This is a genomic window from Blastococcus sp. TBT05-19 (assembly GCF_003319095.1).
Taxonomy (GTDB): Bacteria; Actinomycetota; Actinomycetes; order Mycobacteriales; family Geodermatophilaceae; genus Blastococcus.
Genome location: NZ_QOHI01000002.1, coordinates 208510 through 221511 on the forward strand (window position 1 = coordinate 208510; position 13002 = coordinate 221511).

At 74.6% G+C, this 13002-nt stretch carries 17 protein-coding genes and 1 pseudogene; 7 read left to right on the forward strand and 11 right to left on the reverse strand.

Annotation, left to right across the window (positions count from 1 at the left end; all coding sequences use genetic code 11):
* Window positions 1-45: 45 nt before the first annotated feature.
* Window positions 46-1353, forward strand: a complete 1308-nt coding sequence (locus tag DQ244_RS07640; RefSeq protein ID WP_113810884.1) for a M18 family aminopeptidase — start codon at window positions 46-48, stop codon at window positions 1351-1353.
* 86 nt (window positions 1354-1439) lie between these two features.
* Here DQ244_RS07640 and DQ244_RS07645 read toward each other — a convergent pair whose 3' ends face one another.
* Both DQ244_RS07645 and DQ244_RS19375 read right to left on the reverse strand, forming a co-directional pair.
* The gene (locus tag DQ244_RS07645) at window positions 1440-2264 is read right to left on the reverse strand and encodes a DUF2382 domain-containing protein (protein ID WP_113810885.1); all 825 of its coding nucleotides are present in this window, start codon (window positions 2262-2264) and stop codon (window positions 1440-1442) included.
* A 36-nt stretch (window positions 2265-2300) separates the two neighbouring features.
* Window positions 2301-2459: a hypothetical protein gene (locus DQ244_RS19375; protein WP_158544495.1), complete on the reverse strand. Its 159-nt coding sequence runs from the start codon at window positions 2457-2459 to the stop codon at window positions 2301-2303.
* A 150-nt stretch (window positions 2460-2609) separates the two neighbouring features.
* Between DQ244_RS19375 and DQ244_RS07650 the strand changes: the two genes are divergently transcribed.
* On the forward strand, window positions 2610-3419 hold the full coding sequence (locus DQ244_RS07650) for a DUF3097 domain-containing protein (RefSeq protein WP_113810886.1): 810 nt from the start codon (window positions 2610-2612) through the stop codon (window positions 3417-3419).
* Between the two features lie 62 nt (window positions 3420-3481).
* On the opposite strand, the gene DQ244_RS07655 is transcribed toward DQ244_RS07650, so the two are convergent.
* Together DQ244_RS07655 and DQ244_RS07660 are read right to left on the reverse strand one after the other, a co-directional pair.
* On the reverse strand, window positions 3482-4321 hold the full coding sequence (locus tag DQ244_RS07655; protein WP_113810887.1) for an aldo/keto reductase: 840 nt from the start codon (window positions 4319-4321) through the stop codon (window positions 3482-3484).
* Window positions 4322-4396: 75 nt separating this feature from the next.
* Window positions 4397-5635: an MFS transporter gene (locus tag DQ244_RS07660; protein WP_113811120.1), complete on the reverse strand. Its 1239-nt coding sequence runs from the start codon at window positions 5633-5635 to the stop codon at window positions 4397-4399.
* Between the two features lie 138 nt (window positions 5636-5773).
* Between DQ244_RS07660 and moaA the strand changes: the two genes are divergently transcribed.
* The 5 genes from moaA to DQ244_RS07685 all read left to right on the forward strand — a co-directional run bounded on the left by moaA (window position 5774) and on the right by DQ244_RS07685 (window position 8785).
* Window positions 5774-6826 (forward strand): GTP 3',8-cyclase MoaA, encoded by a 1053-nt coding sequence (gene moaA / locus DQ244_RS07665; protein WP_199580279.1) that lies wholly within the window; start codon window positions 5774-5776, stop codon window positions 6824-6826.
* A 1-nt stretch (window position 6827) separates the two neighbouring features.
* A complete protein-coding gene (locus DQ244_RS07670) occupies window positions 6828-7070 on the forward strand; it encodes a MoaD/ThiS family protein (RefSeq protein ID WP_113810889.1) in 243 nt (80 codons plus the stop codon).
* Window positions 7071-7089: 19 nt separating this feature from the next.
* On the forward strand, window positions 7090-7284 hold the full coding sequence (locus DQ244_RS07675) for a hypothetical protein (RefSeq protein ID WP_113810890.1): 195 nt from the start codon (window positions 7090-7092) through the stop codon (window positions 7282-7284).
* Between the two features lie 121 nt (window positions 7285-7405).
* Complete coding sequence (locus DQ244_RS07680; protein WP_113811121.1) at window positions 7406-7909, forward strand: histidine kinase; 504 nt, start codon at window positions 7406-7408, stop codon at window positions 7907-7909.
* Between the two features lie 30 nt (window positions 7910-7939).
* The gene (locus DQ244_RS07685; RefSeq protein ID WP_113810891.1) at window positions 7940-8785 is read left to right on the forward strand and encodes an SMP-30/gluconolactonase/LRE family protein; all 846 of its coding nucleotides are present in this window, start codon (window positions 7940-7942) and stop codon (window positions 8783-8785) included.
* A gap of 9 nt (window positions 8786-8794) precedes the next feature.
* On the opposite strand, the gene DQ244_RS07690 is transcribed toward DQ244_RS07685, so the two are convergent.
* The 7 genes and pseudogenes from DQ244_RS07690 to DQ244_RS07715 all read right to left on the reverse strand — a co-directional run bounded on the left by DQ244_RS07690 (window position 8795) and on the right by DQ244_RS07715 (window position 12925).
* Window positions 8795-9205, reverse strand: coding sequence for a molybdenum cofactor biosynthesis protein MoaE (locus tag DQ244_RS07690; RefSeq protein ID WP_113810892.1), 411 nt, complete (start codon window positions 9203-9205; stop codon window positions 8795-8797).
* Window positions 9202-9795 carry an NTP transferase domain-containing protein gene (locus DQ244_RS07695; RefSeq protein ID WP_113810893.1) on the reverse strand — a complete coding sequence of 198 codons (594 nt, stop codon included), beginning with the start codon at window positions 9793-9795 and terminating at the stop codon, window positions 9202-9204. The genes DQ244_RS07690 and DQ244_RS07695 overlap by 4 nt, the downstream gene beginning before the upstream one ends.
* A 63-nt stretch (window positions 9796-9858) precedes the next feature.
* Complete coding sequence (locus DQ244_RS20295; protein ID WP_407060695.1) at window positions 9859-10314, reverse strand: TOBE domain-containing protein; 456 nt, start codon at window positions 10312-10314, stop codon at window positions 9859-9861.
* 120 nt (window positions 10315-10434) lie between these two features.
* A pseudogene (locus DQ244_RS20300) lies at window positions 10435-10842 on the reverse strand (ATP-binding cassette domain-containing protein); the annotation flags it as partial.
* Between the two features lie 59 nt (window positions 10843-10901).
* Window positions 10902-11708, reverse strand: coding sequence for an ABC transporter permease (locus DQ244_RS07705; protein WP_113810895.1), 807 nt, complete (start codon window positions 11706-11708; stop codon window positions 10902-10904).
* 10 nt (window positions 11709-11718) lie between these two features.
* A complete protein-coding gene (modA, locus tag DQ244_RS07710; RefSeq protein ID WP_233491246.1) occupies window positions 11719-12492 on the reverse strand; it encodes a molybdate ABC transporter substrate-binding protein in 774 nt (257 codons plus the stop codon).
* A 40-nt stretch (window positions 12493-12532) separates the two neighbouring features.
* A complete protein-coding gene (locus tag DQ244_RS07715) occupies window positions 12533-12925 on the reverse strand; it encodes a molybdopterin-binding protein (protein ID WP_113810897.1) in 393 nt (130 codons plus the stop codon).
* Window positions 12926-13002 lie beyond the last annotated feature (77 nt).

A 13002-nucleotide genomic window follows, 5' to 3' on the forward strand; every position in this document is an offset into this window, starting at 1 on the left:
CACCCGGGCGGGCAGGCGCACACCGGCGCGGGAGACGATGGGCCCATGCCGGACCCCCTGCCGACCGCTGCCTCCGACGCGCTCGCGCTCGGCGACGACCTGCGGGCCTTCGTCGACGCCTCCCCCTCCCCCTCGCACGCCGTGGCCGAGCTGGCCCGCCGGCTCCTGGCCGCGGGCTTCACCGAGCTGGCCGAGACCGACTCCTGGGCCCCCGCGCCCGGCGGGCAGCACTTCGTCGTCCGGCACGGCAGCCTGATCGCCTTCCGGGTCGGCACCGGCTCCCCCGCGGAGACCGGCATGCGGCTGGTCGGCGCGCACACCGACTCCCCCACCTTCAAGGTCCGGCCGAACAACGACGTCCGGCAGGCGGGCTACCGACTGGTCGGCGTCGAGCCCTACGGCGGCGGCCTGTGGCACACCTGGCTGGACCGCGAGCTGACCGTCGCCGGGCGTCTCGCGCTGCGCTCCAGCTCCCCCGGCCACCCGGCGACGGCGCTGGTGCGGCTGCCCGGGGCGCCGCTGCGGCTGCCGTCGCTGGCCATCCACCTCGACCGCGCGGTCCGCGAGGGGCTGACTCTGGACCCCCAGCAGCACCTGGTGCCGGTCTGGGACCGCGACCTGGGCAGCGAGCCCGGCCTCATCGAGGCCCTGGCCGCCGAGGCCGGCGTCGGAGCCGGCGACGTCGTCGGGCACGACCTGGTGCTGGCCGACACCCAGCCCGCCGCACGCGCCGGCGCCGACGGCACGTGGATCGCGGCACCCCGGCTGGACAACCAGGCGTGCTGCCACTCCGGGCTGCTCGCGCTGCTGGCCGCGCCCGCCGGTGAGCGCACCCAGCTGCTGGTCTGCAACGACCACGAAGAGGTGGGCAGCGGGTCCATGTCCGGGGCGCGCGGCAGCTTCCTCGAGGACGTCGTCCAGCGGCTGGCGGCGGACCCCGCGGATCCGCAGTCGGTCCACCGGGCGCTCGCCCGGTCGGTGCTGGTCTCGGCCGACATGGCGCACGCCGTGCACCCCACGCGCTCCGAGCGGCACGAGCCCTTGCACCGGCCGCAGCTCGGGGGCGGCCCGGTGCTCAAGGTGAACGCCAACCAGGCCTACGCGACGGACGCGACGACCGGGGGGTGGTTCACCGAGCGGTGCGACGAGGCGGGCGTGCCGGTGCAGACCTTCGTCACCCGCGCCGACCTGCCCTGCGGCAGCACCATCGGACCGCTGACCGCGACCCGGCTGGGCGTCCCGACGGTCGACGTCGGCGCCCCCATGCTCGCGATGCACTCCTGCCGCGAGCTCGCCTCCGCCCTCGACGTCCCGCTGATGGTCGACGCCCTCACCGCCTGCCTCGCGGACTGAGCCCCCTGCGCACGCGAACGGCGGCCGGCCGAGGATCCCCTCGGTCGGCCGCCGTTCGGCGTGCGAGCCCCTGCTGGGGCCTTCGATCAGATGCGCCGGTCGGTGTCCCGGTCGGTGACGCCGTCCACCTCGATCTCCTCCTTGCGGAGGGTCTCGTTCACCTGCGCCTGCTCGGTCACGGTCTGGGTGTCCAGGCGGACCCGCTCGACCGGGACGGCCTCCTTCTCGACCACGGGACGCTCGGCGTGCAGCGTTACCTCGTGCTCCTCCTCGGAGATGGCCGGGCCGTCGAGGGCGTTGCCGACGTTGGCGTCGGTGATCGGCTCGCGCTCGACGCGGACCTCTTCGCGGGCCACGGGCACGGTCTCGGTGACGTTCTCGCTCACCACGTACTTGCGCAGCCGGGCGCGGCCGACCTCCTCGGAGCGGGTGCCCACGTTGAGGTGCTCCTCCGACCGCGTCATGGCGTTGTCGGTGGTGGGCCCGGAGGTGTCGTGGCCCACGGTGCCGTGCTCGTTCGTGGTGCCGGTCTGCATCGTCTCGGTGCGCCCGGTGCCGGCCATGCCGGTCGTCGTCTCGGTCTGCATGCCGGTGTCGGTGCCGCCGAGGCCGTAGTAGCGGTAGAGCTCCTGCTCCTCCTGCGGCGAGAGGTGCCCGTCGGTGTCGATCTTCGGGGCGTCCTTCACGCGGGCCTTGGTCACCGGTACGCGGACGCCGTCGTTGGTCAGGTCGGCGTTGCGGATCGGGACGAAGGACTCCTTGGTGCCGAACAGGCCGGTGCGGACCGTGACCCACTCCGGCTGGCCGGTCTCGTCGTCGAGGTAGACCTCCGAGGCGGAGCCGATCTTCTCGCCGGCCTCGTCGTAGACGTCCTGGCCGATCACGCGGCTGATGGTGTCGGTGCCGATCATCGTGGTGGTGCTCCTATCTGAGCTCGGGTCTGTCCGTCACTCGAATGGGTGTCCGGGATGATCGCCACGAAACGAGACGATCGGGATCGACAGCTCCCCGGATAGGTGTGACGCCGGGCAACGGTCACCATCGCGCTGCGGATCGACCGTGCTGTCGGGGTTTCGCCGCAGGTCACGGGCGAGCAGGTCGCGCACGACCGGATCGTCCGTTGGGTGCGGCAACTGCCGGACGAGTTGTCACGCTGCGTAGTTCAGCGCCCCACGGGCGTGTCGACACGGATCGGTCCCGTCCGCCGGTCGGCGCGTCGTCGCCGTCATGGCGGCTCCGTTGCCCAGCATGGAGGGGTGCCTCCCCGTTCTCCCTACGACAACCTCGTCCACCCGCGGACCGTCAAGAAGCCGGTGCCACAGGTGGAGGCCGAGAAGGACCTCGTCGTCGAGGACCCGAGCTCGGGCTTCGTCGGTGCCGTGGTGCGCTGCGAGAAGGACGTCGTCCACCTCGAGGACCGCTTCGGCCGGGTGAAGGGCTACCCCCTCGGGCCGGGCTTCTGGGTCGAGGGCCGGCCGGTCGTGCTGGTGCGCCCGAAGCACGCCGTCGCCGCGGCGCCCACCCGCAGCGCGTCCGGCTCGACCTACGTCGCCAACGCCCGCGCCCGGGTCGCGCGCGAGGGCCGGATCTACGTCGAGGGCAAGCACGACGCCGAGCTGGTCGAGAAGGTCTGGGGTCACGACCTGCGGATCGAGGGCGTCGTCGTCGAGCCGCTGCACGGCGTGGACGACCTGCCGGCGATCGTGAAGGACTTCCGGCCGGCCTCGGGGCGGCGCCTCGGCGTCCTGGTCGACCACCTGGTCACGGGCTCCAAGGAGTCCCGCATCGCCGACCAGATCACCGGCGACCACGCGCTCGTGGTCGGGCACCCGTTCATCGACATCTGGCAGGCGGTCAAGCCGTCGGTCGTCGGCATCAAGGCCTGGCCGACCGTGCCGAAGGGCGAGGACTGGAAGACCGGCGTCTGCAAGCGGCTGGGCTGGGAGAACGACACCGGCTACGTGTGGGCGCAGCGGATCCTGGCGCGGGTGCGCACCTGGACCGACCTCGAGCCCACGCTCATCGGCCGCGTGGAGGAACTGATCGACTTCGTGACGACGGACTGATCGATGTCCCCGGGCGGACGTTCCCCGGCAGGGAACGTCCGCCCGAGGGACATCGTGCGGCGTCAGGGGATGTAGTTGAAGGTGTCCGGGTCGGGGCCGGTGCGCTCGCCGCGGTCCAGCCCGGTCAGCGAGGCGAGGTCGCCGGTCTCCAGCTCGAAGTCGAACAGCGCGAAGTTCTCGGCCATCCGCTCGCGCGAGGAGGACTTCGGGAAGACGACGTCGCCGCGCTGGATGTGCCAGCGGAGGACGACCTGCGCCGGCGTGCGGCCGAGCCGCTCGGCGATCGCGACGATCGCCGGGTCGTCGAGCACCTTGCCCTGGGCGATCGGCGACCAGGCCTCGGTCACGATCTCGTGCTCGGCGTTGAACGACCGGAGCGCGTCCTGGGCGAGGAACGGGTGGACCTCGATCTGGTTCACCGCCGGCCGGATCTCGGTCTCCTGGATCAGGCGCCGCAGGTGGTGCTCCTGGAAGTTCGAGACGCCGATGGCCCGGCAGCGGCCGCTGGCGTAGATCTCCTCCATGGCCTTCCAGGTCTCGACGAAGTCGACGTCGATGCCCGGCAGCGGCCAGTGGATCAGGAAGAGGTCGAGCTGGTCGAAGCCGAGGTCGGCGAGCGTCTGGTCGAAGGCGCGCAGCGCGTCGTCGCGACGGTGGAAGCCGTTGTTCAGCTTGCTGGTCACGAAGATCTCGCCGCGGTCGATGCCGGAGCGCGCGACGGCCTCGCCGACGCCCTTCTCGTTGCCGTACATCTCCGCGGTGTCGATGTGCCGGTAGCCCACCTCGAGGGCGGTCGAGACGGCGTCCGCGGTCTTCTCCGGCGGGACCTGGTAGACGCCGAAGCCCAGCTGCGGGATCTGCACGCCGTTGTTCAGGTCGATGGAGGGCACTGCTGAAGCCACAGGGAAGATCCTTCCGGTTCGGGGGAGGGTCGCGAGCGCACGCGTTCGGTCGTACGCGATCGACCTGGGGTCCGCCTACCCGGTGGTGCGGCCCTCAACCAATCCGGCGGGCACCCTCCGCTCGCCGATCAGCGCCGCTCCGCCCAGGGCGAGCAGACCGGCGAGGGCGGCGGCACCCGCGGGGACGGCGAACGCCTGCTCCGCGCCCCAGGCGTCCACGGCCGCGCCGGCCAGCGCCGATCCGGCGGTGACGCCGAGCGTGAGCCCGGTGATCGTCCAGGCCAACGACTCGGTCAGCACCCCGGGGGTGACACGGGACTCGACCAGCGACGTCCCGGAGACCAGCACCGGGGCGATGGTGAGCCCGGCGAGGAACCCGCAGCCGACGAGGACCGGCAGCGACCCGACGCCCCACAGCAGCTGGGCGGCGAGGGCGAACGCGACCGCGGTCCCGACGAAGCGGGCGGCCAGCGTCCCCGGCAGCTTGGCCAGGCCGTAGACCAGCCCGGCCACCAGGCTGCCGAGGGCGAAGACGGCCAGGACGAGGCCGGAGAAGGCGTGCGCCCCCTCCTCCTCCGCGAAGCCGATCACGACGACGTCGATGGCGCCGAACACCGTGCCCACGGCCATGTAGGTGATGACGACGACCAGCAGCGTGGGGGTGAGCACCGACCGGCGCCGCTTCGGGGCGTCGGGGTCGACGCGGTGCAGCGGCGGCTCGGTGGCGTGCTGGGCGGCCAGCCACAACCCGCCGACGACGCCGAGCAGGATGCCGGTGAGGAAGCCCACCGGCGGCGCGATCAGGGTGGCCAGCAGGGTGACCAGCGGCGGGCCGAGCACGAAGACCACCTCGTCGGCGACCGCCTCGAACGCGTAGGCGGTCTGCCGTCCGCTGCTGTCCAGCACCGCCGACCACCGCGCGCGCACCAGCGAGCCGATGTTGGGGCTGCTGAACCCGGTCGCGGCGGCGAGCAGGAACCAGCTCCAGCGCGGGGTCCCGCCGACGACCGCGGCGAGGAAGGCGACCCCGGTCAGCAGGAACGCGGCCATGGCGATCCGGAGGACCGTCCCCTGGCCGCGCCGGTCCATGAGCCGGGCCCAGAGCGGCCCGGCCACGGCGTAGGAGAGCGCCAGGGTGCCCGAGACGGCGCCGGCCAGCCCGTAGCTGCCGGTCTCGCCCTCCACCAGGAGGACGGCGCCCAGCCCCAGCATCGGCGCGGGGAAGCGGCCCACCCAGGCGGCGAGCGAGAAGGCGGCCGAGCCCGGGACGGCGAACAGCTGGACGTACGGGCCCAAGAGGGTGCGGGGTGACACGGGCTTCTTCTCGCGCTTCCTGGCCACGGGCGAGTGCGGTGCTTCCTCCGCCGGTCCCTCGGGTGGCCGGGGAAGCCTAACGGGGGGCCGGGCGCGGACGCCGCCGCATTTCGTCGGGCGCGCGGCTACATTCGGGCCGTGACCAGCAACCCGCTCCCCGATCCCCGGGTGCGCCTCGCCCAGGCGCCGGCCCCGGGCAGCGGTGGGCTGGTCGACCGGTACGGGCGGGTCGCCACCGACCTGCGGGTCTCGCTGACCGACCGCTGCAACCTGCGCTGCACCTACTGCATGCCGCCCGAGGGGCTGGACTGGCTGCCGAAGGTCGAGGTGCTCACCGACGACGAGATCGGCCGCCTGGTGCGCATCGGCGTGGAGCACCTGGGCATCCGGGAGGTGCGCTTCACCGGCGGGGAGCCGCTCCTGCGGCCGGGGCTGGTCGGCATCGTCGCCGCCGCCACCGCGCTGCGCCCGCGGCCCGAGGTGAGCCTGACGACCAACGCGATCGGGCTGTCCCGCGTCGCGCCGGCGCTGGCCGACGCCGGGCTGGACCGCATCAACGTCAGCCTCGACACCCTGGACCGCGACCGGTTCAAGCAGCTCACCCACCGCGACCGGCTGGACGACGTCGTCGCCGGGCTGGCCGCCGCCCAGCGCGCGGGGCTGACGCCGGTGAAGGTCAACGCCGTCCTCATGCGCGGCATGAACGAGGCCGACGCCGTGCCGCTGCTCGACTTCTGCCTGGAGCAGGGCTACCAGCTGCGCTTCATCGAGCAGATGCCGCTGGACGCCCACCACGCGTGGACCCGCGGCGAGATGGTCACCGCCGAGGACATCCTCGAGCGGCTGTCGGCCGCGCACACGCTGACCCCGGACACCGAGGCGCGCGGCTCGGCCCCGGCCGAGCGCTGGCTGGTCGACGGCGGCCCGGCCACCGTGGGCGTCATCGCGTCGGTCACCCGCTCGTTCTGCGGCACCTGCGACCGCACCCGGCTCACCGCCGATGGGCAGATCCGCAACTGCCTGTTCGCCCGCGAGGAGTCCGACCTGCGCACCGCGATGCGCGAGGGCGCCACCGACCAGGAGATCGCCGACCGCTGGCGGATCGCCACGCTCGGCAAGCTGCCCGGGCACGGCATCGACGACCCGTCGTTCCTGCAGCCGACCCGGCCGATGTCGGCCATCGGCGGCTGAGATGACCGTGACGGTGCGCTACTTCGCCGGCGCCCGGGCGGCGTCCGGCGTCGACACCGAGGCGCGCGAGGCGGCCAGCCTCGACGAGCTGGTGGGCCAGATCGTGGCCGACCACGGGGACCGCCTGGAGCGCGTGCTGACCGCCTGCTCCTTCCTCGTCGACGGCACCACGACCCGCGACCGGGCGGTCTCGCTGTCGCCCGGATCGGTGGTCGACGTCCTCCCGCCGTTCGCCGGCGGATGACTTCCGCGAGGATGGGCGCATGAGCATCTTTGACAGGGCCAAGCACAAGGCCGAGGAGCTGCTCGGCCGCGCCGAGGAGCTGTACGGCGAGTCGCACGGCGACGCCGCGGCCACGGTCGCCGGCGAGGCGCACGTGCAAAAGGCCGAGGCCGAGGAGGAGCTCGAGCGGGGTGGGCGCCGCCCGGACGACGAGGGGACCGCGGCGGCGCGCTAGGCCGCCGGCCCGTCCAGGCGGATGGCCACCAGCGCCACGTCGTCCTCCGGCCGTCCGCTGACCAGGCGGTCGATGGGCTCGACGTCGTGCGGAACGCCCGGAGCGGGCGATAATGGACGGCATGGTTCCGGCGCGCGTCGCCGATGTCGCACCGTGGCAGGACTGGACATCCGCCGCGGACGATGCCCTGCGCTTCCTGCACCACCACGTGGGCTGGGACCTGTGGATGGTCACCCGCCTGGTCGGTGACCGGCAGGTGGTCCTGCGGGCCTGGCCCGACCGCGACGTGCGGCCCGGCGCCTCGGTGCCCTGGGCCGACAGCCTGTGCCGGCAGATGGTCGAGGGCAACGCCCCCCGGATGGCCACCGTGACCGCGATCGTGCCCGCCTACGCCGCGCACGCCCAGCAGCCGGTGGGCACGGTGGCCGCCTACGTGGGCATCCCGCTGCTCACGCGCGACCTGGAGCTGTTCGGCACGCTCTGCGGCGTCTCGGCGCGGGCCAAGCCGCGCAGCGCCGCCCGGGAGCTGACGGTGATCGAGGCGGCGGCCCGCACCCTGAGCTCGCTCATGGCGGCGGGCATGGAGCCGCCGCCGGTGCCGCCGCGCCCCGAGTCGTCGAACTGAGGACGCCGTCCTGCGGCAGGATCGGTGGGCATGCGGGCCGAACAGGTGACCGGACCGGTCGCCCACCACGGGGAAGGACCGGTCTGGTGGGCCGGCTGGGGTGGGCTGCGCTTCGTCGACATGCACGCCGGCGACGTCCTGACCCTGACCGCCGACGGCGGCGTGCGGCGGACCTCCGTCGGGTCGGTCGCGGCGGCCCTGCGCCCGCGGCGGGGTGGCGGCGCCGTCCTCGCCGTCGAGCGCGGCTTCGCGCTGGAGGAGCCGGACGGGTCCGTCACGGCCCTCCCGCCGGCGTGGTCGGACGAGGGCATCCGCATGAACGAGGGCGGCTGCGACCCCGACGGGCGGTTCTGGTGCGGGTCCATGGCCTACGACCAGGCCTCCGGCGCCGCCTCGATGTACCGGCTGGACCCGGACGGCAGCGTGCGGCGGGTGTTCGGCGACGTCACCGTCTCCAACGGCCTGGAGTGGAGCCCCGACGGCTCGCTCGCGTACTACGACGACACGGCCACCCACCGGGTCGACGTCTTCGACTACAGCGCCGACGCCGGGCTGACCGGCCGCCGTCCGTTCGTGACCATGACCGAGGAGCAGAACCCCGACGGCCTGACCGTCGACGCCGAGGGCGGCGTGTGGGTGGCGCTGTTCGGCGGCGGCGCGGTGCACCGGTACGACCCGGCCGGCCGGCTCGACGCCGTCGTGGAGGTGGCCGCCGCGCAGGTCACCGCCTGCACGTTCGGCGGGCCCGATCTGGACCAGCTCTTCATCACCACGTCGCGCCAGGGCCTGGACCCGGACGACGACCCGCCGGCGGGCAGCCTGTTCCGCATCGACGCCGGCGTGCGCGGACTGCCGGCGCGCACGTTCGCCGGCTGAGGCGCCCGCTCAGGGGCAGGCGACCCACTCCTCCTCGCCGTCGGTGAAGACCTGCCGCTTCCAGATCGGCAGCCGCTTCTTCACCTCGTCGACGAGCTCCGCGCAGGCGGTGAAGGCCTCGCCCCGGTGCGACGCGCTGACCGCGCAGGCGAGGGCGACGTCGCCGATGCCGAGCAGGCCGACGCGGTGGCTGACCGCGACGCCGTGGAGGCCCGGGCGGGCCGCGAACTCCTCGGCCAGCTCGGTGATCACCGCGGCCGCGGTCGGGTGCCCGACGTACTCGAGCTCGGTGACCGACCGACCGCCGTCGTGGTCGCGGACGACGCCGGAGAACGAGACGACCGCCCCGGCCGCCGCGTCGGCCACGGCGTCCTCGTGCTCGGCGACGGACAGCGGCTCGTCGACGACCCTGGCGATCACGGCGCCGAAGGTACCCCGGGCGGCGGGACGTCCAGATCGGCCGGATCGGCCAGCCCGGTGCAGTCGACCTCGGTCACCCCTCCGGCGGCGGAGTGCGCGGCCAGGTAGCGGCGGGCGCCCTCGTCACCGGTGAGCGTCTCGGCCACCCCCGCCCAGTGGTCGCGGCCGAGCAGGACCGGGTGGCCGGGCACCCCGTCGTAGGTGGCGACGGCCAGGGCGCCGGGCGCGGCGTGCGCGGCGACGGCGGTCAGAGCGGCGGAGGTCATGCCGGGCAGATCCACCAGCGTGACCAGCGCGGCGTCCACCGTGCCGGGGAATCCGCGCAGTCCGTCCAGCCCCGTGCGCAGCGAGGACGCCATGCCGGTCTCCCAGTCCTTGTTCGCCAGCACCGTGGCCCCGGTGAGGTCGGCGGTGCGCCAGACGTCGAGGGCCTGCGCGCCCAGGACGACGAGGACGACGTCGCAGGCCGCCCGCGCCGTCCGCACCGCCCGCTCGACCAGCAGGCTGCCCTCGTACTCGACCAGCGCCTTCGGCATCCCGTAGCGGCGGCCGCCCCCGGCGGCGAGGACGACGGCTCCGATGTTGGTCATGCCCCACCCACCCAGCTCATGCCCCCACCCTCCCAGGGGCCGAAATGGCCATTCTGGCCGGGCTCAGCGCGAGTAGACGGCGACCTCGGAGGCCTTCACCGTGGCCCACACCTCGGCGCCGACGGCAAGCCCCAGCTCGGCGAACGCGGTCGCGGTGACGTCGGCGACCAGCGGCACCTCGCCGGTCAGGTCGCAGCGCACGGTCGCGCCGTGCGGGGTGGCGCCGGCGATCGTGGCCCGCCAGACGTTGCGGGGGCTGCCCTCGGGGCGGGCGACGTACAGGGCGACCGACTCGGGCCGGATCGCGGCGAACACCGGCCCGCTCGCCTCCTCGGCGACGGCGACTGCACCGCCGTCGTCCAGGTGCACCCGGGTTCCCCGCCCGGTGCCGGGCAGCAGCGCCAGTCCGACCAGCCGGGCCACGTAGTCGGTGCGCGGGCGGCGGGCGATCTCCTGCGGCGGACCGGCCTGCACGACCCGTCCGTCCTCGACGACGACGACGCGGTCGGCCAGCGCCATCGCGTCCACGGGGTCGTGGGTGACCAGCACCGTGCTGCCGCGGAACTCGGCGAGGTGCCGGCGCAGCTCGGCGCGGACGGCGAGCCGGGTGCGGGCGTCCAGTGCCGACAACGGCTCGTCGAGCAGCAGCAGCGCGGGCTCCCCCACCAGGGCGCGGGCCAGCGCGGCCCGTTGCGCCTGCCCGCCGGAGAGCTCGCGGGGCCGCCGGTCGCCCAGCCCCTCCAGCCCGACCCGGGCGAGCCAGTCGGCGGCGACCGCCCGGGCCGGCGCCCTGCCCGCTCCCCGGGTGCGCAGCCCGAAGGCGACGTTGTCCGCGACGCTCAGGTGCGGGAAGAGCAGCGCGTCCTGGAAGACCATGCCCAGGGAGCGGCTGTGCGGCGGCAGGGAGGTGCCGTCGCCGTCCCAGGTGGCGCCGTCGACGACGACGCTGCCGGCGTCGGGCGGCAGCAGCCCGGCCAGGACGCGCAGCAGCGTGGACTTGCCCGCGCCGTTGGGGCCGAGGACCGCGAGCACCTCGCCGTCGGCGACCTCGACGTCCAGCTCGAGGTCCAGCGTCCCCCGGCGGACGGCGATCGAGGCGTGCAGGCTCATGCGGCACCTCCTCGGCCCAGCCAGCGGTCGCGGAGCAGCAGCAGGGTGGCCAGCGAGACGGCCAGCAGCAGCACCGACAGCACGATCGCGGCGTCCGGGTCGCGCTGCAGGGCGAGGTAGACGGCCAGCGGCATCGTCTGCGTCGTCCCCGGGAAGTTGCCCGCGAAGGTGATCGTCGCGCCGAACTCGCCCAGCGCCCGGGCCCAGCAGAGCACCGCGCCGGCGGCGATGCCCGGCGCCACGAGCGGCAGGGTGACCCGGCGGAACGTGGTCCAGCGGCCGGCGCCGAGGGTGGCCGCGACGTCCTCGAAGCGCGCGTCGGCCGCCCGGAGCGCGCCCTCGACGCTGATCACGAGGAACGGCATGGCCACGAACGTCTCGGCGATGACCACCGCGGTCGTGGTGAACGGGATGGTGATGCCGAAGGCGTCGTCGAGCCAGCTCCCCACGATCCCCTGGCGCCCGAGCACGAGGAAGAGCGCGACGCCGCCCACCACGGGCGGCAGCACGAGCGGGACCGTGACCAGGGCCCGCAGGACCGTGCGCCCGCGCGTCCGCGAGCGGGCCAGCACCCAGGCCAGCGGGACGCCGAGCAGCAGCGACAGCAGGGTGGCCAGAGTCGCGGAGACCAGCGACAGGCGCAGCGCCTGGCCCACGCCCGGCGCGGCGAGCTGGGTGGCCAGCTGCGACCACGGCGTGCGCACCAGCAGGCCGACCAGCGGCAGGGCCAGGAAGAGGACGCCGATCGCGGCGGGGACCAGCAGCGGGGCCGGCACCCGCGCACCCTCGCGGGTGCGCCTCACGGGGCGGTGCTCACGGTGCGCGGAAGCCCGCGTCGGTCAGGAGCCGGCGCCCCTCGCCCGAGAGGACCAGGTCGACGAACGCCCGGGCCGCCGCCGGGTTCGGGGCGTCGGCGAGGACGCAGACCGGGTAGTCGTTGACCGCCTGCTCGGCCTCCGGGAAGGCGATCCCCTCCACGGCGTCGCCGGCCGCGGCGACGTCGGAGGCGTAGACGAGGGCGGCGTCGACCTCGCCGAGCTCCACCTTGGTGAGCGCGGCGCGGACGTCCTCCTCGAGGGTGTCCGGGCGCGCGGTGACCCCGGCTGCGGCGAACACGTCCTCGGCGGCCGCCCCGCAGGGGACCTCGGCCGCGCACACGGCCAGCGCCGGCTCCTCGCGGGCGAAGTCGGCCAGCCCGCTGATCCCCGCGGGGTTCCCCGCCGGCACGGCGATCTGCAGGACGTTGCGGGTGAACACCTGCGTCTCGCCCTCGGCCAGGTCGGCGTCGGTGACCACGGCCATCTGGGCCTCGTTGGCGGAGGCGAAGACGTCGGCCGGGGCGCCCTGGGAGATCTGGGTGGCCAGCGCGGAGCTGCCCGCGAAGCTGAACTGCACCTGCAGCGCCGGGTTCGCGTCCTCCAGCCGGCCCCCGAGCGCGGTGAAGACCTCGGTGAGCGACGCCGCGGCGAAGACCGTCAGCGTTCCGCTCACCGCGTCGTCGGGGACGTCCGCGCCTTCCGAGGACCCGCACCCGGCGACCAGCGCCGCTGCCGCGAGCCCGGCCAGCACTCGCCGATCGATCCGCATGCGCGGCACCATAACGGGTGCCCGGGTCCGCAGGTGCGGATCAGGGGACGTCGACGCTCACCTGGGTGGCCTTGACCGTCGCGACCGCCCGCACCCCGACCTCGAGGCCGAGCTCGTCGGCCGCCTCGCGCGACATCAGCGAGACGACGCGGAAGGGGCCGGCCTGGATCTCCACCTGCGCCATGACGGTGTCGCGGACGACGTTGGTGACGATGCCGGTCAGCCGGTTGCGGGCCGACGACGGCGTGGTCCCGGGCTCGGGCGCCTCCCGCAGCTGCGTGGCCAGCGTCGCGAGCTCCGCGCCGTCGACCACGGCCGGGCCCCCGCCGTCGCGACGGGCCGGCAGCCGGCCGCTGTCGATCCAGCGCCGCACCGTGTCGTCGCTGACGCCGAGCAGGGTCGCCGCCTCGGCGATGCGGTAGGTGGCGGCCACGGCCAGACCCTAGACGGATCTGTGGACGCCGCTCCGCCGTCCACAGCCGCTGCCCGACGACGTCAGCGGGGGCGGGC

Coding starts and splice junctions, on each gene's coding strand:
- DQ244_RS07640 (WP_113810884.1), top strand. CDS start 46: ATGCCGGACCCCCTGCCGACCGCTGCCTCCGACGCGCTCGCGCTCGGC.
- DQ244_RS07645 (WP_113810885.1), bottom strand. CDS start 2,264: ATGATCGGCACCGACACCATCAGCCGCGTGATCGGCCAGGACGTCTAC.
- DQ244_RS07670 (WP_113810889.1), top strand. CDS start 6,828: ATGACCGTGACGGTGCGCTACTTCGCCGGCGCCCGGGCGGCGTCCGGC.
- DQ244_RS07675 (WP_113810890.1), top strand. CDS start 7,090: ATGAGCATCTTTGACAGGGCCAAGCACAAGGCCGAGGAGCTGCTCGGC.
- DQ244_RS07680 (WP_113811121.1), top strand. CDS start 7,406: ATGGTTCCGGCGCGCGTCGCCGATGTCGCACCGTGGCAGGACTGGACA.
- DQ244_RS07685 (WP_113810891.1), top strand. CDS start 7,940: ATGCGGGCCGAACAGGTGACCGGACCGGTCGCCCACCACGGGGAAGGA.
- DQ244_RS07695 (WP_113810893.1), bottom strand. CDS start 9,795: ATGACCAACATCGGAGCCGTCGTCCTCGCCGCCGGGGGCGGCCGCCGC.
- DQ244_RS20295 (WP_407060695.1), bottom strand. CDS start 10,314: ATGGCGCTGGCCGACCGCGTCGTCGTCGTCGAGGACGGACGGGTCGTG.
- modA (WP_233491246.1), bottom strand. CDS start 12,492: ATGCGGATCGATCGGCGAGTGCTGGCCGGGCTCGCGGCAGCGGCGCTG.